The sequence below is a fragment of the Microbacterium sp. CnD16-F genome (genome assembly GCF_024124465.1).
GTDB lineage: Bacteria > Actinomycetota > Actinomycetes > Actinomycetales > Microbacteriaceae > Microbacterium > Microbacterium gawkjiense.
Genome location: NZ_JAMXSA010000051.1, coordinates 1 through 19,068, shown reverse-complemented (window position 1 = coordinate 19,068; position 19,068 = coordinate 1). Strand labels below are relative to the sequence as shown.

The window sequence follows — 19,068 nt, the reverse complement described above, 5'->3', positions numbered from 1 at the left end:
CGACGACGCGCGCGACCACCGTACGTTCGCGCCGCTCATCGCCCGGCTCGAGGAGATCGCGCCGGGGGTGCAGCTGCGCGAACCGGGGCTGTGCGCGCTGCGGGTGAAGGGTCCGGCCCGCTTCTACGGCGGCGAGGCGGGCGCGGCGACGGCCCTCACCGGCGCGCTCGCCGAGCTCGGCGTGCTCGACGTACGTGCTGGCGTGGGCGACGGTCCGTTCACGGCGGAGCAGGCGGCGCGGGCGACCGGCGCCGACACTCCGCTGCGGATCGTGCCGCCGGGGGGCGCGGCCGGGTTCCTGTCCCCGCTGCCGGTGTCGGCGCTCGAGGACGAGGGCATCGCGAGCCTGTTCGCGCGTCTCGGCATCCACACCCTCGGTCAGCTCGCCGCGCTGCCGCCGCAGCGGCTCGTCGAACGGCTCGGTCCCCGTGGGGCGCGGTTGCATGCGCTCGCGTCGGGGCTCGATTCGCAGCCCGTGCAGCCGCGCACACCCCCGCCCGAGCTCGAGCGCGAGGTGAGCTTCGAGCCGCCGCTCGAGATCGCCGACCAGGTCGCCTTCGGCATCCGGCTCGCGGCGGAGCAGTTCATCTCGGGGCTCGGCGCCGTCGACCTCGTCTGCACGGAGCTCCGGGTCGCGCTGACAGGCGACCGCGGCGACCACAGCGAGCGGGTGTGGCTGCATCCGGGGGCGTTCGATGCGGCGGCCGTCGTCGACCGGGTGCGCTGGCAGCTCGCCGAGCGCGGTCTCAAGAGCGCCGTCGCGAAGGTGCGGATCGCGCCCGAGAAGGTGGATGCGGCATCCCATCACGTGAAGGGACTGTTCGGCTCGGGTCCCGAAGAGCGCGTGCACTCGGCACTCTCGCGCGTGCAGGCGATGCTCGGGCACACCGGCGTCGTCACCCCGCAGGTCGGCGGCGGGCGCTGGCTCGCCGAGCGGCAGGTGCTCGTGCCGTGGGGCGACCGCGCGGTCATCGCCGAGCGGGCACGGCCGTGGCCGGGGAGCCTGCCCGATCCGCTGCCGGCGACGGTGTTCCCCGAGCCGGTGCCGGTCGCCGTCATCGACCGCGACGACGACATGGTCGCCGTCGACGGCCGCGGCGAGCTGACGGCCGAACCGGTCGCGCTGATCCTCCCCGGGGCGCCGGACGCGTCGGGGGCGCGCAGGCCCCGGCATCCGCGTCGCATCGCCTCGTGGGCGGGACCGTGGCCCGTCATGGAGCGGGGGTGGGATGCCGCCCGCGCCCGTCGCGCGCACCGGTTCCAGATCGTCGACGAGGCGCAGACGGCCTGGCTGCTCGTGTGCGAAGAGGGTGTCTGGCACGCCGAGGGCAGGTACGACTGATGGGCTGGGGTAACAACCCCTCGGTGTCGTGGTCGGAGATGGAGCGGATCCTCAGCGACCGGCGCCGGCCCGAGGGCGCGCCGGCGGGCACCGACGGCGGCGACAGTCCGGCGTGGTCGCACAAGCGCGGCAAGTACCGTGCGCCCGAGATCGAGCGCCCGCGCAATGCCGTGCCGTACGCCGAGCTGCACGCGCATTCGTCGTTCTCCTTCCTCGACGGGGCGTCGTCTCCCGAGGACCTCGTCGAAGAGGCGGAACGCCTCGGTCTGCATGCCCTCGCGATCACCGACCACGACGGGTTCTACGGCATCGTCCGCTTCGCCGAGGCGGCCGAGCACCTGCAGCTGCAGACCGTCTTCGGGGCCGAGCTGTCGCTGGGGCTGCCCGGTCCGCAGAACGGCGAGCCCGACCCGCACGGCACGCACCTGCTGGTGCTCGCCCGGGGCGAGGAGGGCTATCACCGGCTCGCCGCCGCCATCACGCACGCGCAGCTGTCGGGCGGTGAGAAGGGACGCCCGGTGTACGACCTGCACGACCTCGCCGACCGGGCCGGCGGGCACTGGCAGGTGTTGACCGGATGCCGCAAGGGCGCCGTCCGGCAGGCGCTCGCCGCCGACGGGCCGGCCGCCGCGGCGTACGAGCTCGATCGGCTCGTCGACCTGTTCGGGCCCGAGCGGGTCGACGTCGAGCTCATCGACCAGGGGGCGCCGACGGACTCGCGCGACAACGACGTGCTCGCCGCCCTCGCCGCCGAGCGCGGGCTGCCGGTCGTCGCGACGAACAACGTGCACTACGCCGTGCCCGAGAAAGTGCACCTCGCGGCGGCGGTCGCGGCGGTGCGGGCGAACCGCGGGCTCGACGAGCTCGACGGCTGGCTGCCCTCGCACGCGAGCGCGCACCTGCGCTCGGGAGCCGAGATGGCGCGGCGGTTCCGGCGGTATCCGGGGGCGGTCGAGCGCACCGTCGAGCTCGCCGACGCGCTCGCGTTCCCGCTGCGGCGCGCCAAGCCGGCGCTGCCGAAGATGCAGGTGCCCGAGGGGCACACGCCGATGACGTGGTTGCGGCACCTCGTATGGAAGGCGGTTCCCCGCAAGTACCCGGATGCCACCGACGCGAACCGTGCGCGCATCGAGAAGGAACTCGGCGTCATCGAGCAGAAGGACTTCCCGGGGTACTTCCTCATCGTGCACGGCATCGTGCAAGAGGCGCGGCGTCGCGGCATCCTGTGTCAAGGACGGGGGTCCGCCGCGAACAGTGCCGTCTGCTACCTGCTCGACATCACGGCGATCGACTCGATCTTCTACGATCTGCCGTTCGAACGGTTCCTGTCGGCGCTGCGCGACGAGGAGCCCGACATCGACGTCGACTTCGACTCGGATCGGCGCGAGGAGATCATCCAGTGGGTCTACGAGACGTACGGGCGCGAGCGGGCGGCGCAGGTCGCGAACGTCATCCAGTACCGGCCGAAGAACGCGGTCCGCGACATGGCGAAGGCGCTGGGGCATTCGCCCGGCCAGCAGGATGCCTGGTCGAAGCAGGTCGAGCGCTGGGGGGCAGTGCTCGACACCCCGCCCGACCATGACATCCCGGAGCGGGTGATCGAGTATGCGGGGGAGCTGTTGAAGGCGCCGCGGCATCTCGGCATCCACTCGGGCGGGATGGTGCTGACGGATCGTCCGGTCGGTGAGGTCGTGCCGATCGAACACGCGCGCATGGAGAACCGCACCGTCATCCAGTGGGACAAGGACGACGCCGCGTGGATGGGGCTCGTGAAGTTCGACCTGCTGGGGCTCGGGATGCTCGCCGCCCTGCAGTACTGCTTCGACATGATCGCGGCGGCGACGGGGGAGCAGTGGGACCTCGACGCGATGCCGAAGGAGGAAGCGGCGGTCTACGACATGCTGTGCCGCGCCGACTCGATCGGGGTGTTCCAGGTCGAGTCGCGTGCGCAGATGGGACTGCTGCCCCGCCTGCAGCCGCGGAAGTTCTACGACCTCGTGGTCGAGATCGCGCTCATCCGGCCGGGGCCGATCCAGGGTGGGGCGGTGCACCCGTTCGTGCGGCGCAAGCTCGGCGACGAGCCGATCACCTACGCGCACCCGAAGCTGAAGCCTGTGCTGGAGCGGACGCTCGGCATCCCGGTGTTCCAGGAGCAGCTCATGCAGATGGGCATGGCGATCGGTGACCTCTCGGGGGAGGATGCCGACCTGCTGCGCCGCGCGATGGGATCCAAGCGCGGGATCGAGCGGATCGACTCGCTGAAGAAGAAGCTGTACGAGGGGATGGCGCGCAACGGCCTGACCGGCAAAGCCGCCGACGACATCTACGTGAAGATCCAGGCGTTCGCGAACTTCGGTTTCGCCGAGAGCCACTCGCTGTCGTTCGGGCTGCTCGTGTACGCGTCGTCGTGGCTGAAGCTGCACTATCCGGCGGCGTTCCTCGCCGCGTTGCTTCGCGCGCAGCCGATGGGCTTCTACTCGCCCGCGACCCTCACCGCCGACGCCCGCCGGCACGGGGTGGAGGTGCGCCGTCCGGACCTGCACGCGTCGGGGGTGGACGCGGGGCTCGAGCCGGTGGACGGGGGCGAGGCTGGGGCGGAGGTCGGCCGTCGCGCGGGGATCGGCCGTGCCGCGGAGGTCGGCCTTGCCGCGGAGATCGGCCGTGCCGCGGAGGTCGGCCGTGCCGCGGAGGTCGGCCGTCACGAGGACGTCGGCCGTGCCGCGGAGATCGGCCGTCACGAGGACGTTTCGAGCGGGATTCCTCCTCGGGAGCGCAGATCTCCGCTGGAGGGCCGGGATTTCGAAGGGCGGGATGCCGGGGGTGCCGGCCCGGGCGACGGCTCCGATGCCGGGCACCGCCGCCCGCCGACGGGCCGGGACTCGTGCGCCGACCGCATCCAGCCGCCGGTGCCGGAGTTCGACCGGTCGCTGCCGGACGACTCGGCGGCGCATCGGCGGGACGGCAACTTCGCGGTGCGGCTGGGGCTCGCCTCCATCACGGGCATCGGCGTGCCGTTGGCGACGAAGATCGTGGCGGAACGCGAGGCATCCGGTCCGTACCGTGACCTGCGTGACCTTGTGCGTCGCACCGGCGCGACGGCGGCGCAGCTCGAGGCGCTCGCGACGGCGGGTGCGTTCGAAAGCCTCGGGATCACGCGGCGCGAGGGCATCTGGCTGGCGGGGGATGCCGCGCAGGACCGGCAGGAGTTCCTCGAGGGATCGCTCGTGTCGGTGCAGCCGCCGCTGTTCCCCGACCAGTCGAGCTACGACGTGCTCGCCGCGGATCTGTGGGCGACGGGCGTGTCGGCCGACGACCATCCGCTGACCCACTACCGGTCGCAGCTCGACGCGCGCGGGGTGATCACCTCACGCGGCATGCGCGAGCACGAGGTCGGTCGGCGCATCGAGGTCGCGGGTCTGGTGACGCACCGGCAGCGGCCGGCGACGGCATCCGGCATCACCTTCCTCAACCTCGAGGACGAGCACGGCGTCATGAACGTGATCTGCTCGGTCGGGGTGTGGAACAGGTACCGCCGCATCCTGCGCGACAGTCCCGCCCTCATCGCGCGCGGCATGCTCGAGCGTTCACCCGAGGGCGTGACGAACCTCGTGGCCGACGCGTTCGAGGACCTGCGGGTCGGGGTGCAGCACCGGTCCCGGGACTTCCGGTGAGCCCTGCCCGGTGCCCGCCGGTCGCCCGCCCAACGCGCGCGTCGCGCCCGTCGCCCGCCCAACGCGCGCGTCGCGCGCATCGCCCGCCCAACGCGCGCGTCGCGCATCCGCCGAATCACCATCCGCGTGCCGAGACACCACCCGAAGGCGCGGATTCGGGGGGTGATTCGGCGCGCGAGTGGTGACTCGGCGAGGGGGCTAGCGGGACAGCAGCTCGGCCCGGATTCGCTCCGCCACCGCCTCGCGGAGCGGGCGGACCGCGTCGACGTCCCACGACTCGGGATTCGGGAAGGACCACTCCAGGACTTCTCCCCGCGGATCGGCCGGCAGCGTCAGGCCGGGCTTCATGAGGACGACGACGTCGGCCTTGTCGAGGTCGGTGGGTGTGACCGACCGCGGCACGCGCGCCGAGATGTCGACGCCGATTTCGGCGAGCGAGGCGGCGACGGCGTCGTTCACTTCGTCGGCGGGGGAGAGTCCCGCCGAGGTCGCAGCGAACCTGTCGTCGGCGAGTGTCTCGAGGAGGGCGGCGCCGAGCTGGGATCGTCCGGCGTTGTGCTGGCAGATGAACAGGACGGTGGGGATGCGGGTGTCGCTCATGGTGTCTTTCGGGTCGGGTCAGCTCGCGGCGAGCCGGGGGGCGAGTTCGGCGATGCGCCGCTCGAGTTCGTCGTAGGCGTGGTCGAAGGCGTCGTCCGTCCCGATGCGCACGGGGTCGGGGATGGACCAGTGGAGGTCGCCCGGGACCTGGAGCTCTTCGTGCGCGTTGTCGCACACGGTGATGACGAAGTCCGAGTCCCCGAGGACGGCGTCGAGGGCCTGCGGGGGAGCGTCTCCCAGCGGGAGGTCGTGCCGCTCGGCGGCCGACACCGCCCCGGGAGCGATGTGCTCGGCAGGATGCGTGCCGCCGGACGCCGCCGGGATGCTGCTGCGCGCCGTCCAGATGGCCGCGGCGAGCTGCGAGCGGGCCGAGTTCGCGGTGCACACGAACACGACTCTGCGCGCGCGAGCGGTGCGTCCGGGCGTCAGGTCGGCAAGTGCCGTCTCGGTCAGCCGGACGTAATTGCGGCGGCGGTCGCCCTCCGAGCGTGAGCGCGTCACCATCCCGACCGACTCGAGCGTGCGCAGGTGGTGCGCCACGAGGTTGGACGGCATCCCTAGCGCGACGGCGATCTCGGTCGGCGACAGATCGCTCAGCGTCAGCAGATCGACGATGCGCAGGCGCGACGGGTCTCCCAGCGCGGCGTGGCGAGCCGCCCGGTGCACCAAATCTTGCTCAGCGTTCATTGACTCAATATTGACTGAATCATCCATCTCGGTCAAGATGAGGACGTCATGGAAGCCCCCTCATCGCTCCACCGCCGTCCCGCTCTGCCGCGACGACTCCTCGCGGAGTTCCTCGGCACCGCTCTGCTCGTCGCCGTCGTCGTCGGGTCGGGTGTCGCGGCGCAGCGTCTCTCGCCCGACGACGTCGGCCTGCAGCTGCTCGAGAACAGCCTCACGACCGCTCTGGCTCTCGCTGTCCTGATCCTCATGCTCGGTCCGGTGTCGGGTGCGCATTTCAACCCGGTCGTCAGCCTCGCCGACTGGTTCGTCGGGCGTCGCTCGCGCACCGGGCTTCCCTTCCGTGAGGCCGGGCCTTACGTGGCGGCGCAGATCACCGGTGGCGTCGGCGGCACGCTCCTCGCGAGCGTCATGTTCGATGCCGCTCCCGCCTTCTCGGGCAACGAGCGGGCCACGGGTGGGCACCTCGTGGCGGAGGTGGTCGCCACGGCCGGACTCGTGCTGCTCATCTTCGCGCTCGCGCGGACGTCGACCCCTGCGGTGATGGCGGCGGCCGTCGGCGCCTACATCGGCGCCGCCTACTGGTTCACGAGCTCCACCTCGTTCGCCAACCCCGCCGTGACCGTGGCGCGTATGTTCACCGACACGTTCGCCGGGATCGCCCCGGCATCCGTCGCTCCGTTCGTGCTCGCGCAGGTGGTCGGCGCCGCCGTCGGTGTCGGCCTGCTGCTCGCGCTCTACCCGTCCGCCCGTGACGCCGCGGGCGACGTCGTCGTCCCCACCCGACCCGAGACCACCCCCCTGAGAGGCATCCCATGCACCTTGTCGCCATCGGAGGAAGCGACGCCGGTATCTCCACCGCGCTGCGCGCCCGCGAACTCGACCCCTCCGTCGAGGTGACCGTCGTCGTCGCCGACGCCTACCCGAACTTCTCGATCTGCGGCATCCCGTACTACTTCTCGAGGGAGGTGCAGCCGTGGCAGTCCCTCGCGCACCGCACCCACGCCGACCTCGAGGCCACGGGCATGAACCTGCGGCTCGACACTCTCGCCACCGCGATCGACGTCGACGGGCGCCGGCTCACGGTGCGCGATGCCGACGGCACCGAGTCCGCGATCCCGTACGACGCCCTCATGGTGGGGACGGGGGCCTCGCCGTCGACGGCAGGTATCGCCGGGCTCGAGGAGCTCGGGCCGGAGGACGGGGTGCACCTGCTCCACTCCATGGGCGACACGTTCGCTCTCGAGCGCTACCTCGACGAGCACGAGCCCGAGTCGGCGATGATCGTCGGCGCGGGCTACGTCGGGCTCGAGATGGCCGAGGCGTTGACCGCCCGAGGGCTGAGGGTCACCCAGCTGCAGCGCGGGCCCGAGGTGCTCTCGACGCTCGACCCTGAACTCGGTGCCCTCGTGCGCGACGAGCTGACGCGCCACGGCGTCGACGTGCACACCGACACACGCATCGAGGCCGTGCACCGGGACGGGACGCGCCTCTCGGTGACCGGCTCGCGGCACGGCGCGCCGGTGAGCCACGCCGCCGACCTCGTGCTCGTGGTCGTGGGGGTCCGGCCGAACACCGACCTGCTGACGAATGCGGGTGCGACGACCGGTGCGGGCGGCGCGGTCGTCGTCGACGAGCGGATGCGGACCGGCCTGCCGCACGTCTGGGCGGCCGGCGACGGGGTCGTGACGCACCACCGGCTGCTCGGCGTGACCTACCTTCCGCTCGGAACCACCTCGCACAAACAGGGGCGCGTCGCGGGCGAGAACGCGATCGGCGGTGACGCGAGGTTCGCGGGCAGCCTCGGCACCCAGGTCGTGAAGGTGTTCGACCTCGTCGCGGCACGGACGGGACTGCGGGATGCCGAGGCGTCCGTCGCAGGGTATCGGCCGCTCAGCCACACCGCCGTCGCGGACGATCACAAGCGGTACTACCCCGGCGCCACGCCCATCAGCATGCGGATCACCGGCGACGAGCGCGACGGTCGCCTGCTCGGTGCGCAGCTGGTCGGGACGCGCGGAGCCGAGATCTCCAAGCGCGTCGACACGTACGCGACCGCGCTGCATCACGGGATGAGCGTCGCGGCGATGAGCGAGCTCGACCTGTCCTACACGCCGCCGCTCGGGTCGCCGTGGGACGCCGTGCAGATGGCCACCCAGGCCTGGGAGGCCCGGGCGCGCGCCGCGCTCGCCGTCTGACCCGGCCGCGAGGCGCGCGTGCGCGCGAGGGCCCCGGCGGTCCGGGCTTCCGCCGCCGAATCACCACCCGCGTGCCGAATCACCACACGATGGCGCACAGTCGAGTGGTGATTCGGCAGCGGGGTGGTGATTCGGCAGCGGGGTGGTGACTGGGCGACGAGGAGGCAGCGCGGTGCGCTTCGGCGAGGAGGAGGGCAGCCCGGTGCGCTTCGGCGAGGGGGAGGGCAACCCGGCGCAGCTCAGCGAGTCGCCGCGCGCCGCCGCTGCACCGCGTCGACCGTGACGTCGACCACGACGAACGCGGCGAGCGTCCAGCCGACGAGCGGCAGCGCGAGACCGATCAGCACCCCGCCGACGACGACGGCGGTGACGCCCCACCAGGGGGCGCCGTCGAGCACACCGCGGCGGGGCGGCATCCCGACCCGTGCGGTCTTGGTCGGGCGGCGCTTCACCCACATCACTTAGCCGAGCAGCACCATGCCGGCGATGCCGACGGCCAGCAGCAGCATGACGATCTGGTTGGCGAGGCCGAACATCGTGCCCGTGTGGAAGAGCAGCTGACTCGCGGTCACCGCGACGGCGAGCCGGACGAGCGACAGGTGGCGTCCCGCGAGGGCGGTGCAGACGGCGACCGAGAGCACGAGCGGTACGGCGACGCCGAGCCACCCCGGCATGGTGCCGCCGGCGGCGACGTGCGAGAGCGGTGCGGCCCACGTGGCGACGGATGCCGCGACTCCGCCGCGAGCGACGCGGGGGAGACGGGAGGGGCGCACGCGTCCATCACCTCAGGAGTGTTCCTGCCGAGATTGCAACCCCTGGGATCGCGTCGGCCCGCGCCCGTACCGTGAGGGGACGATCGAGGGTCGGAGGCCACCATGTCGAACCAGGCACAACGGAACGCAGCGATGCAGCGGAAGCAGATGGGCTCGGGCGCGTTCATCGCGATCTTCATCAGCCTCGTGTTCCTCGTCGTCGCGGCGGGCTTCGCGATCCTCGGGGTGCTGTTCATCACCAACCCGATGCCCGTGATCGTGCTGGGTGTCCTGATGCTGATCGGAGCCGTCGTGCTCCTCGCGACGAGCGGCGCCTGCATCGTCGCGAGTGTGCAGGCGATCGCCCGCCCGGCGAAGGCGAAAGCGCGCGTCGACCGCATGGCGTGACGAGCTGACGCCGATCGGTGCGAGGATCGGCGGATGCTGGCTGATGTGCTCGAGTTCGTCGGCGAGGCGGTCGTGGGAGTGCGCGAGGCTCTCCGGGGCCCGCGCTTCATCACGGTCGCTTCCGGTTGATCGACGGCGCGGCGGACGGGATGGCGCGCGGCGAGGAGATCTCGGCGGAAGCGATCGTCGATCACCGCACCATCACGCTCGGCGAGCTCGAGCTGACGGGCGTCGCGGTCTCATCGCAGGCGCTGCGGATCTCCTATCTCGACGACATCGACCAGCGCGCGCACGTGGTGCGCGTCGAGTTCGACGGCGGCGCCGGGGAATGGACGATCCCGGCATCCGTGGATCTGCGGAGACTCCGCAAGCGCATCGGCGCCTCGTTCTGACCCCGGCCCTGACGCACGAGAGCCCCGAACCGATCGGTCCGGGGCTCTCGGGAAGTTCTGGCTCAGACGGCCTGCGCGAGGGCGAAGCCGACGGCGCCGTCCTCTTGCACGCGGGCGTCGAGGATGCGGTCGTCGAGCGCGACCGCGGCGGCCGGGTCGACGAACACGCGCGCGCCGTCGCTCTCGACGACGGTGTCGCCCTCGGCGGGGGCCGGGGCGAGGGAGAGGGCGTACCCGTTCTGCGGGTCGGCGGCCTCGGCGATGCGGAGTCCACCGGTCTCGGTGGGGATCTGCGAGGCGAGGTTCTTGACGGCACTGCTGGCGTTCTCGGTGAGAGTGAGCATGATGCTCCCTTCCGTGGATTGCGGGCGTGAGCCGGCCACGATTCCGAGAATCGGCTCGTCCTGCAACCGCTGACACACCTTGCCCCGGCACTCACACGGTTTACGGAGGTTCGCGGGATCATCCGCCCGGCGTACGCGGATCATCACGCGGGCCGATTCCCCGCGGCGGGCTAGCGGCTTGGCTGGAGTCATGACTCACCTCACTGCATCCTCGTCGTCCCGTCGTCTTCGTCTCGCCGCCGCTGCCGGCCTCGTCGCACCGCTCCTCGCACTGACTCTCGCCGCCTGCAACCCGATGGACGTGCTCGAGAAGGTGCACTCGGAGGAGTTCGACGACCGCGCGGCCGCTGAGAAGGGCTGGGTCGGGGTCGCCATGCCGGAGTGGATCCCGGCGGATGCCACGAAGATCAAGAACACCGCCACGAACGACGAGACCAATTCCGTCATCGCCGTCGAGGGCGGTAGCGCTCCGGAGGGCTGCGAGCAGAAGGAGCGTCTGGCGCTGCCGTTCGATGACCGTTACGGCGAGCTCGGCGAGCCGCTGCCGACGGAGGTGTTCGCATGCGAGCCGTACGAGGTCGTCCAGACCGAGACGGGGTGGCTCGGCTGGTTCAACGCGCGCGAGGAGAATCAGACCCCCGACGACCTCCGGTGAGACACTGGAGCCGCGATCTCTCGGGGAGGCAACGATGGGGCGGATGAGGATGCCGATGGTCGGCGCGTGTACCGGTGCGCTCGCCGCCGTCGCGGTGCTGCTGCTCGCGGGGTGCGCCCCCGAGCCGGTGCCGACACCCACGGCATCCGTGTCGTCTCCGGCGCCGACCGGGTCGGCGCCGTCCCCGTCGGTAACGCCCTCCGCATCGCCGTCGCCGAGCGCGACCCCGACGCCGAACGGTCCGCCGGCGACGCGTCCCGTCGAGCCGCCGACCGGCACCGACCCGGATGCCGCCAGCATGAGCGCCGCGCAGGCGGGAGAGTTGTGCGCCGCCGAGCAGCGGAACGGTTTGGGTGCGGGCGACACGCAGGTCGGGGATCCGACGGTGTACGAGCGGACGATCGACCCGCAGTGGTACGTGACGATCCTCGCCGAGAACGAGTTCGGGCAGTACTACCAGGAGTGCGTCCTCGGAGGCTCCGCCGACGACCCCGAGTGGTCGGTCGTGCAGCAGACGCCGAAGGATCAGCTCACGAAAGCGCATATAGAGCAGATGCGCACCGAGAACGAGGGGTTCGACGAGGACCGCTGACCGCCGGATACGGTGAGGCATGGCCATCACCGTTTTTCCGCCGCGCGACTTCGCCCTCGACGGGCAGCGCTGCCGCGTGCACGTGTACGACGTCGTCACGGGCACGGACCGCATCGTGTTCGAGACCGACGAGATCCTGCTCGAGGCGCCGAACTGGGCGCCGGAGGGTCTGCTGTTGAACGGCGCGGGAAAGCTGTGGTCGCTCGAAGCGGATGCCGACGCCGGCGACCTCAGCGAAGTGCCGCTCACCGGCATCCCGCCCATCAACAACGACCACGCGCTGGTGCCGGGGACATCCGACATCCTGCTGTCGGCCAACGACGGCCAGATCTACCGTGCGCCGCGCGCCGGGGGAGAGGGCGTGCGAATCACGGACCCGAACGACCCGTTCATGCACTTCCTGCACGGGGTGAGCCCGGATGCCGCGTGGATCGCGTACACGGCGCTGTCGATCGACGACGGGCGGGTGCTGTCGGCTGACCTGCGCACGGCCCGGATCGACGGGTCGGATGATGAGGTGCTCACGACGGGCGAGGTCGCCGACGGCAGCGAGTGGGCGCCGGACGGATCGTGGATCTACCTGAACACCGAACAGTTCTCGGAGACGCCGGGGCACGCCCAGATCGCTCGGATGCACCGCGACCGGTCGCAGCTCGAGCAGCTGACGTTCGACGACCGCGTGAACTGGTTTCCGCACCCGTCGCCAACGGGCCGGGATGCGGTCTACATCAGCTTCCCGCCGGGGACGCAGGGGCACCCGGCCGACCTCGAGGTCGAGCTGCGCCTCGTGCGGAACGGTCACTGGCGGCATCCCGAGACCGTCGCGACGGTCTTCGGCGGTCAGGGGACGATCAACGTGAACAGTTGGACCCCGGACGGGTCGCGGTTCGCGTACGTCGACTATCCGGTGGGGTCTTGATAGGCAAGTAGTAACTTGCCTATACTCGCGGCATGGGCGACGTCTACAAGGCACTCGCCGACGAGACGCGTCGGATGATCCTCGACGACCTCGTCGAGCGTGACGAGCAGACGCTGTTCGAGCTGTGCGTCCGTCTCGCCGAGCGGGGTGTGACGCCGACTCGGCAGGCGGTTTCGCAGCACCTCGCCGTCCTCGAAGAGGCGGGGCTCGTGCACAGCGAGCGTCGCGGCAAGTTCAAGTTCCACACCATCGACACCCGGCCGCTCGCGCAGATCGCGGAACGCTGGCCCCCTCCGTCAGGAGAATCATGAAGATCCAGACCGTCAGCGTGTTCGTCGACGACCAGCAGCGCGCGCTCGAGTTCTACACCGAGAAGCTCGGTTTCACGGTCGCCGCCGACGTCCCGATGGGGGAGTTCCGCTGGCTGACCGTCGTCGACCCCGCCGCGCCCGAGGGCACGCAGCTGTCGCTCGAGCCGAAGGGGCACCCCGCGGTGGTGCCGTTCACCGACGCGCTGCTCGAGGACGGCATCCCGTTCCTCGTCCTCGGTGTCGACGACGTCGCGGCCGAGTACGACCGGCTGCAGGGGCTGGGCGTCGAGTTCACGCAGGCGCCGATCGATCACGGGCCGGTCGTGACCGCGGTGTTCAGCGACACCGTCGGCAACCTGCTGCAGCTCGCGCAGTACAAGGGCTGAGGTCGGCGGCGTCCGGGTCGGGGTGGCGTCCGGGTCCAGGCGGCGGGCGGGTCGCGGCGTCCTGCGGGGTTCGGAGAGCGTTCGGGCGGGGGCATCCTGCGCCGAATCACCACCCGACTGCCGAATCACCATCGAGGCGGGCGCATTCCCGTGGTGACTCGGCACGCGAGTGGTGATTCGGCGCCGAACGGGGGCCGGCTCAGCGGCCCGCTCAGAACGCGATAGCCGCGAACCGCTCGCCGATGAGGCGGTGCGCCTCGGGGCTCGGGTGGAGGCGGTCGGGGAGCGGGTGGGTGGCGGCATCCGCTTCGCCGTAGAGGGCGAGTCCGTCGACGAGGTGCAGGTTCGGGTCGTCGCGGTGGGCGTGCACGTCGGCGAGGGCCTCGCGGATGACGCGGAGCGTGAGGCGTCCGCCGGCGGTGTCGCCGTGGGTGCCCACCGCGCCGAAGAGCAGGGTGCCGGTGGCGAAGGACTCGGGCTCGATGATGCCGGGGCCGGGAGTGTCCTCGTGGATGCCGCACCAGATCGGCGTGATGAGGTGCAGGGGCGTGTCGGGGTGGCCGTCGCGGATCGTGTCGAGGAAGCCGTGGATCGCCGGGACGAACGCGCGCAGACGCATCGCGTCAGCGTTCACGACGTTGATGCCGAGCGCGACGCTGATGACGTCGGCGGGAGTGTCGCGGATGACGCGCGCCATGAACGGGTCGACCTGCGCGCTGCCGCCGACGCCGAGGTTGCGCAGGTCGAGTCCGGCACGCCGAGCGGCGAGCGAGACCCAGGTGGAGCTCGGCTGCGTCGCGTTGGACCCCTGGCTGATCGAGCTGCCGTGGTGCACCCAGCGCGGCCGCTCGGACGTGTCGGGCGAGGCGGGCGCGTCGGCGCGCAGCGCGAGCAGTTCGATCGTCTCGTTGTGCGGCAGCCAGAGCTCGACGAGCTTCTCGCGCGGGTCGAGTCGGTCGACGGTGATGCGCTGGACGGGTCCTTCGACGAGCTGACGGATGCCGGTGGCCGGATCGGTGTCGACGGTGTCGCCGCCGTCGAGTTCGACGCTGTCGTGCAGGGCGCCGTCGATGCGGACGTCGACGCGTCCGCCCGGGCGCGAGAGTCCGCGCAGGGTGGCGCGGGTCGCGTGCAGGTCGAGCTCGAGGCGGGATGCCGCAGTGCGCACCGCGACGCGTGCGCCGGCGGGTTGCGCCTCGACGCCGAGCAGTTGCGGCTCGGGGTACTGGGTGCGGACCCAGGCGGGCAGGCGGTGCAGGCGCAGGCCGCGGGTGGTGGGTTCGAGCTCGGCGAGTCCGCGGACGGTCGTGGTGTCGAGGGCGATGTCGATCATGCGGGGTCCTTCGGAGTCCAGGTGCGGAGGGCGCGGTCGAGGGCGTCGAGCGCGCGGTTCCAGGAGGTGTCGGTGGCTTCGTCGCGGTGCGCGAACGACGAAGCGGCTTCGAGGGCGAGGTAACCGGCGATGGTGGCGCTCGCGAAGCGCACCGCGTGGACGGTCTCGCTCTCGGGCAGGGCGTAGTCGCCGAGCGATCCGACGACGAGCGCCGAGATGCGGGATGCCGCCGGCTCGGTGATCTCGTTGCGTTCGACCGGCTGCGAGATCATCGCCCAGCGCGCTGGGTGGGCGAACGCGTAGGTGCGCTGCGCGTTCGCGAGGTCGCGGAGGGTGGCGGAGTCGCCGATGGTGTCGGCGAGCTCGTGGAAGACGGCGGCTTGGACGGCGCTGCGGAGCGCGGCGAGGTCGCGGAGGTGCGCGTAGAGGCTGGCGGTCTGCACGCCGACGCGGCGTGCAAGCGCCGACATCGAGAGCGCGCCCGGTCCGTCGGCGTCGATGAGATCGAGCGCCGCCCGGGTGAGGGCGTCGGGGGAGAGGTTCGCACGGGGCACGAGGAGTAAACCTACACCCTTTAGGTTTAGGCAACTACCAAGATCGACGAGCGATCTCCGCCGCGCGGGGGAGGTGTGCCGCGTTGCTCGCCGCCTACCGTCGATGAAGAGGGAGGGAGCCCCGCGTGACGACGCAGAAGAACGAGACCCCGGTCGTGGTCTGGTATTTCATCGGTGCGACCTTCGCGGGCGCAGTCCCGAACCTGTTGTTCCCGGGCCTGGATGCATGGGTGCGGATGCTGTTCATCATTGTGGCGCTGGTGCTGATCTCGGCCGGCTTCGTGCAGTTGCGGCGTGAGACGGGCTGGGGTGCCAAGCCTAAGGGCGACGAGCCGCCAGCCGGATCGTCCTCGGACGCCTGAGCGCGTCAGGCGCCGGTCTGAGGCAGTCTGGACTTCGTGAACTGACCGAGCGCCAGCAGCAGCAAGATGACGGCGGCACAGGCGAGCCAGCCCGGCCAGCTCAGCGGTGACGCCGCAAGCGGCTGCAGGTCGGGCGTCGATACGAGAAACGCGAAGCCCGCGGCGGCGTTGAAGGCGCCGTGGCCGAGGACGGCGGGCCATACGTTGCCGGAGCGCAGGCGAAGCCAGCCGAGCAAGATGCCGAAGCTGAGGCATCCCATCACCATCAGGGCGACGCCGAATACGTTGGGCTCGGCGAAGTTGTAGCCGAGCAGGATGATCGGCGAGTGCCAGAGCCCCCAGATGACTCCGGTGATGAGGAGTGTCGGCCAGATGCCGAGCGGGCGCAGAGCGGAGAACAACCAGCCGCGCCAGCCGAGCTCTTCACCGAACGCGAGGAACGAATTGATCACCGCGCCGACGGGGATGGAGACAAGCTGAATGACGACGAGGACGCCGACCGGGAGTGCGATGTTCGGCGCGCCGGCGGCGTCGAGCTGAGCCTGGAGGGCTGCGGCGAAGCCCGAGAAGTTCACGAGGTCGAGCTGCAGCGCTCCGGTCGCGGCGGCAATGAACGTTGCGAGCACCGGTACGAGGACCGAGATGCCCAGGGCAATCGCCGAGCAGGCCGAAGAAGCGACCGAGCGGCTTGATCGGGACGAGGGCGAGCATGCGCCAGGCGCGCCGTCCGGCTGAGCGCCGCAGAAACAGCGTGACGATGAGTGCGGCGACGGCCGGCGTGAACATCATCACCGGCAGGAGCAGCGGTGCGATGGGGGTGGCGAGGCCGTCACCCGTCCAGAGGGGGATCGTGACGAGCCAGGCGAGTCCGCACGCGATGACGGTGAACGCGATGACCGCGGGCCAGGGGACGACGGTGCTGGGGCGGCGCATGCTGATATTGGTCATGGAATTGCTCCTCCTCCGCCTCCAGGACGGGGTTGGGGTCTCTCGCGGCGCACCTGGCGTCCGTGAGCATCCCGGCCGCGGCGCGGTCGGAAGGATAGGCTCGCTGATTCGCGATGCGGGCTCAGCGGCCGAAGCCTCGATAGCCGTCACGCCGATGGGTGCACGGCCAGGTCTCGAGAGGGGCGTAGGTCTGCCTAGCCCAGTAAGGGCGGCCGATATGATGGGCAGCCTTCGCGCGCACATAGACGCGTTGACGCCCCTCCGGAAGTAATCGGTCTGCCAAGCTCAAGGCATGGGGTGGAAAGAATTCGCGGCCTCGGTCATCAGCGACCTCCTGGGCTGGGCCGAAAGTCAAATACACACATGATCGATCCAAGCGCCGACGATGGCGCGCTCGCCCGCACGCTCAACGCCGAGGGCGTCAGGACAGCCACGGGTAAGACCTGGTACGCCTCCACCGTCCGCGCCACCGTCACGAGCGAGACGGCGCGAGCATTGGAGATCGCATGATGCCCGGTGCCTGTGACCTCGGTGCCCATTACAGTTGTGCAGATGGAGGAACGCCGTGACGTACGCGCTTGAAATCTCGACCTCCACCCCTAGGGCGGGGCGTCGGTTTGAGCCGGTCCGGGAGCGAGAGCTGCATCGGAACGCGCTTGCCGCCGCTGAAGCGCTACCCGGCGCTGCGCGGGGTCTCGTTGTCGTGCCCGAGTTCGCGGGGCCGATTGGTATCCCCGACTTCACAGCCTTCGTCGGAGACATTGGGCGCATCCGGGACCGTAACGCCTTGGGTGTCGCTCCCGTGCTAACCGAGTTCGAAACAGGCCTTCTATCCGCTTCCCATGTGCGGCGAGGATCCAGCGCCGAAGATCTCGCTGCCGTGCTTGGCTGGCCGCTCCCCACGGTTGCCGACCGGTTGCGGGGACTCGTGAGGCGCGGAGCGCTGACTGAGACCTCGCCGGGTCGCGTCGTCCGTCCGTCACAGCTGGAGCCGGGCGGACGGCTGTATGCGATTGAGGCGAAGGTCAACGACTGGCGTTCCGCACTCCGACAAGTTCGCACCTATCGTGTGTGGGCTGACAGTTATGTCCTCGTCATGGGCCAGCTCTCTGACCGCGCCCTGGCGTCTCTCGTCGCCGAGGTCCGTCACGACCGTGGGGGCCTAATGGTCGCGGGCAGATGGGTGGTTCGTCCGCGCCTAGGTCACGCTGCACCCCGGCGACGACTTCAGGCGTGGGAGCTGTTCGCCGCCGCCACATCCGACGGTCTAGAAGATCCAGCCTTCGCTCTGTCCGTACATTCTTAGACCTTGCTGGAAAGGGGTCACCCACATTGCTGAGCGATCAGGAAGGCCAGTCGCGGCGCGCACTGCTGCCCAGTTCCTGGACGCCTCGGTGTACATCGTGTCGAGTTCTTCGTAGCGCGATTGGTAAGCGCCCGCCGCCTGCACTCGCTTGACCGCCGCATCGAGCTGTGCAACGTGATGAAGAAACGACGGCTTCGGGCCTGGCACGCTTGGCACGCCGCCCAGCCGTGCCGTCAGGGTCGCATCCTGCTGCGCAAGCAACGCGCCATCCGCTTTTCGATCCAGCGTCCCGAGCAGCCCCACAAGGCTCGGGCGCTCGTACCAGCTCGCCACGCCCGTGCTCTCGGCCCTCCGCGCGTAATCGGTGAAAGCGACGACGCGCTGCCTCTTGTCCCATCCGGTTCCGACCGTAGTGGCCCCGGCCGCGATAGCCGGGAGCGCGGCGAAGTCGCCGTGCGAGACGTGAACGGGCGCGTATTCGCTGAGCGCTCGCACGGTGCGGCAGATGCCGTAGACCTCGTCGGCGGTGAGCTTCGGCGGTAGGTCATTGTCTGGCTGCACGAACGAAATGAACCACCCGCTCGAGGGATCTAGGGATGCGAGAGCGCCAATGTGGGCGTCCAGGTCGCGACCGTCGCTCCAGAATGAACCGACGCCCGCGATGGTCAGCCGCGCACTGGATTGCAGCTCCAGTGCGACCTTGGCGGTTTCCAGCGCCAATGTGCTGACGTTGTTCAGTCCGGAGGGCAACAGCGGGGCCGGTGCAATGAATGGCGCACTCAGCTCTTCCTGATGCTTGAACACGCGCCGAACATGTTCGCGCCGGTAGGCGTCTTGTGTGAGATCCCCCACCGGGCCACCCCAGAGGTTGAACTCGGAGTAGTACCGATAGTCACCCACGCCAGGCATCTGAAGTGCGTGGGTCGTCGCATCGAACCAGACCGGGACTCCAGCATCCCGCAGCTCGCGCACGCGGTTCCCGACGCCCGGCTTCAAGCCTGGGCCACCACGATGAATGTAGGGGGACGCCCAGGGCGTGATGACCGCGCCGGTTGCTGTCCCGGCTGTGACTGCCTCTCCTATCCATCCAGCCTGGAATGAACGCGGGCTGTCCTCGATGAACGTAGTCACGGGGTCGCCTCCAATGCGTCCCGCAGCGCAGCGGCATTCTTGAACCGGCGCGCCGGAGTAGTGCCCCGTAGAGTGGTGTAACGATCCCGGCCAGTAAACGTCAGCGTGGCCACCGGGATCTTCCTTCGAGGAAACTCTCACATCCCACTCGAAAGGCGTCACACCGATGACCACTCCCTC

The 19,068-nt window shown here is 70.5% G+C and carries 22 protein-coding genes; 13 read left to right on the top strand and 9 right to left on the bottom strand.

Annotation, left to right across the window (positions count from 1 at the left end; genetic code table 11):
* Both NH287_RS12330 and NH287_RS12325 read left to right on the top strand, forming a co-directional pair.
* Positions 1–1,342: DNA polymerase Y family protein (locus NH287_RS12330; protein ID WP_253035863.1), on the top strand; the 1,342-nt coding region annotated here is incomplete at its 5' end.
* The gene (locus NH287_RS12325; protein ID WP_253035862.1) at positions 1,342–5,013 is read left to right on the top strand and encodes an error-prone DNA polymerase; all 3,672 of its coding nucleotides are present in this window, start codon (positions 1,342–1,344) and stop codon (positions 5,011–5,013) included. The genes NH287_RS12330 and NH287_RS12325, both read left to right, overlap by 1 nt.
* Positions 5,014–5,211: 198 nt before the next feature.
* Here NH287_RS12325 and NH287_RS12320 read toward each other — a convergent pair whose 3' ends face one another.
* On the bottom strand, positions 5,212–5,613 hold the full coding sequence (locus tag NH287_RS12320) for a low molecular weight phosphatase family protein (protein WP_253035861.1): 402 nt from the start codon (positions 5,611–5,613) through the stop codon (positions 5,212–5,214).
* 18 nt (positions 5,614–5,631) lie between these two features.
* On the bottom strand, positions 5,632–6,300 hold the full coding sequence (locus tag NH287_RS12315) for a helix-turn-helix domain-containing protein (RefSeq protein ID WP_217532335.1): 669 nt from the start codon (positions 6,298–6,300) through the stop codon (positions 5,632–5,634).
* A gap of 48 nt (positions 6,301–6,348) precedes the next feature.
* Here NH287_RS12315 and NH287_RS12310 point away from each other — a divergent pair, with 48 nt between their 5' ends.
* Together NH287_RS12310 and NH287_RS12305 are read left to right on the top strand one after the other, a co-directional pair.
* Positions 6,349–7,197: an MIP/aquaporin family protein gene (locus NH287_RS12310; RefSeq protein ID WP_253035860.1), complete on the top strand. Its 849-nt coding sequence runs from the start codon at positions 6,349–6,351 to the stop codon at positions 7,195–7,197.
* On the top strand, positions 7,113–8,495 hold the full coding sequence (locus tag NH287_RS12305) for an FAD-dependent oxidoreductase (RefSeq protein ID WP_217532337.1): 1,383 nt from the start codon (positions 7,113–7,115) through the stop codon (positions 8,493–8,495). The genes NH287_RS12310 and NH287_RS12305 overlap by 85 nt, the downstream gene beginning before the upstream one ends.
* A gap of 239 nt (positions 8,496–8,734) precedes the next feature.
* Here the strand turns inward: NH287_RS12305 and NH287_RS12300 are convergent, their stop codons facing one another.
* Together NH287_RS12300 and NH287_RS12295 are read right to left on the bottom strand one after the other, a co-directional pair.
* Complete coding sequence (locus NH287_RS12300; protein ID WP_253035859.1) at positions 8,735–8,947, bottom strand: hypothetical protein; 213 nt, start codon at positions 8,945–8,947, stop codon at positions 8,735–8,737.
* A 9-nt stretch (positions 8,948–8,956) separates the two neighbouring features.
* Complete coding sequence (locus NH287_RS12295; protein WP_253035858.1) at positions 8,957–9,268, bottom strand: hypothetical protein; 312 nt, start codon at positions 9,266–9,268, stop codon at positions 8,957–8,959.
* Positions 9,269–9,370: 102 nt separating this feature from the next.
* On the opposite strand from NH287_RS12295, the gene NH287_RS12290 reads away from it, so the two are divergent.
* Both NH287_RS12290 and NH287_RS12285 read left to right on the top strand, forming a co-directional pair.
* On the top strand, positions 9,371–9,655 hold the full coding sequence (locus NH287_RS12290; RefSeq protein ID WP_064001545.1) for a hypothetical protein: 285 nt from the start codon (positions 9,371–9,373) through the stop codon (positions 9,653–9,655).
* A gap of 125 nt (positions 9,656–9,780) precedes the next feature.
* A complete protein-coding gene (locus tag NH287_RS12285) occupies positions 9,781–10,047 on the top strand; it encodes a hypothetical protein (RefSeq protein ID WP_253035857.1) in 267 nt (88 codons plus the stop codon).
* Positions 10,048–10,109: 62 nt separating this feature from the next.
* Here the strand turns inward: NH287_RS12285 and NH287_RS12280 are convergent, their stop codons facing one another.
* Entirely contained in the window at positions 10,110–10,391 is a 282-nt protein-coding gene (locus NH287_RS12280; RefSeq protein ID WP_217532342.1) for an iron-sulfur cluster assembly accessory protein, read from the bottom strand.
* A gap of 190 nt (positions 10,392–10,581) precedes the next feature.
* On the opposite strand from NH287_RS12280, the gene NH287_RS12275 reads away from it, so the two are divergent.
* From NH287_RS12275 to NH287_RS12255, 5 genes are read left to right on the top strand one after another with little or no spacing between them, the layout of a single operon-like run.
* The gene (locus tag NH287_RS12275) at positions 10,582–11,046 is read left to right on the top strand and encodes a hypothetical protein (protein ID WP_253035856.1); all 465 of its coding nucleotides are present in this window, start codon (positions 10,582–10,584) and stop codon (positions 11,044–11,046) included.
* Between the two features lie 55 nt (positions 11,047–11,101).
* Positions 11,102–11,638 (top strand): hypothetical protein, encoded by a 537-nt coding sequence (locus NH287_RS12270; RefSeq protein WP_253035855.1) that lies wholly within the window; start codon positions 11,102–11,104, stop codon positions 11,636–11,638.
* Between the two features lie 19 nt (positions 11,639–11,657).
* Positions 11,658–12,557, top strand: a complete 900-nt coding sequence (locus tag NH287_RS12265; protein WP_253035854.1) for a hypothetical protein — start codon at positions 11,658–11,660, stop codon at positions 12,555–12,557.
* Positions 12,558–12,589: 32 nt separating this feature from the next.
* Positions 12,590–12,868, top strand: coding sequence for a helix-turn-helix transcriptional regulator (locus NH287_RS12260; protein ID WP_253035853.1), 279 nt, complete (start codon positions 12,590–12,592; stop codon positions 12,866–12,868).
* Complete coding sequence (locus NH287_RS12255; protein WP_253035852.1) at positions 12,865–13,254, top strand: VOC family protein; 390 nt, start codon at positions 12,865–12,867, stop codon at positions 13,252–13,254. Before NH287_RS12260 ends, NH287_RS12255 begins: the two co-directional genes overlap by 4 nt.
* Before the next feature lie 211 nt (positions 13,255–13,465).
* Here NH287_RS12255 and NH287_RS12250 read toward each other — a convergent pair whose 3' ends face one another.
* Both NH287_RS12250 and NH287_RS12245 read right to left on the bottom strand, forming a co-directional pair.
* Positions 13,466–14,587, bottom strand: coding sequence for a GDSL-type esterase/lipase family protein (locus tag NH287_RS12250; RefSeq protein WP_253035851.1), 1,122 nt, complete (start codon positions 14,585–14,587; stop codon positions 13,466–13,468).
* Positions 14,584–15,141 (bottom strand): TetR/AcrR family transcriptional regulator, encoded by a 558-nt coding sequence (locus NH287_RS12245; protein WP_253035850.1) that lies wholly within the window; start codon positions 15,139–15,141, stop codon positions 14,584–14,586. The genes NH287_RS12250 and NH287_RS12245 overlap by 4 nt, the downstream gene beginning before the upstream one ends.
* Before the next feature lie 125 nt (positions 15,142–15,266).
* On the opposite strand from NH287_RS12245, the gene NH287_RS12240 reads away from it, so the two are divergent.
* Positions 15,267–15,503, top strand: coding sequence for a hypothetical protein (locus tag NH287_RS12240; protein ID WP_253035849.1), 237 nt, complete (start codon positions 15,267–15,269; stop codon positions 15,501–15,503).
* 5 nt (positions 15,504–15,508) lie between these two features.
* On the opposite strand, the gene NH287_RS15400 is transcribed toward NH287_RS12240, so the two are convergent.
* Positions 15,509–16,129, bottom strand: coding sequence for a CPBP family intramembrane glutamic endopeptidase (locus NH287_RS15400; RefSeq protein ID WP_253035848.1), 621 nt, complete (start codon positions 16,127–16,129; stop codon positions 15,509–15,511).
* A gap of 685 nt (positions 16,130–16,814) precedes the next feature.
* Here NH287_RS15400 and NH287_RS12230 point away from each other — a divergent pair.
* The gene (locus NH287_RS12230) at positions 16,815–16,961 is read left to right on the top strand and encodes a recombinase family protein (protein ID WP_253035847.1); all 147 of its coding nucleotides are present in this window, start codon (positions 16,815–16,817) and stop codon (positions 16,959–16,961) included.
* 757 nt (positions 16,962–17,718) lie between these two features.
* On the opposite strand, the gene NH287_RS12225 is transcribed toward NH287_RS12230, so the two are convergent.
* A complete protein-coding gene (locus NH287_RS12225) occupies positions 17,719–18,888 on the bottom strand; it encodes a hypothetical protein (RefSeq protein ID WP_253035846.1) in 1,170 nt (389 codons plus the stop codon).
* Between the last annotated feature and the right edge of the window lie 180 nt (positions 18,889–19,068).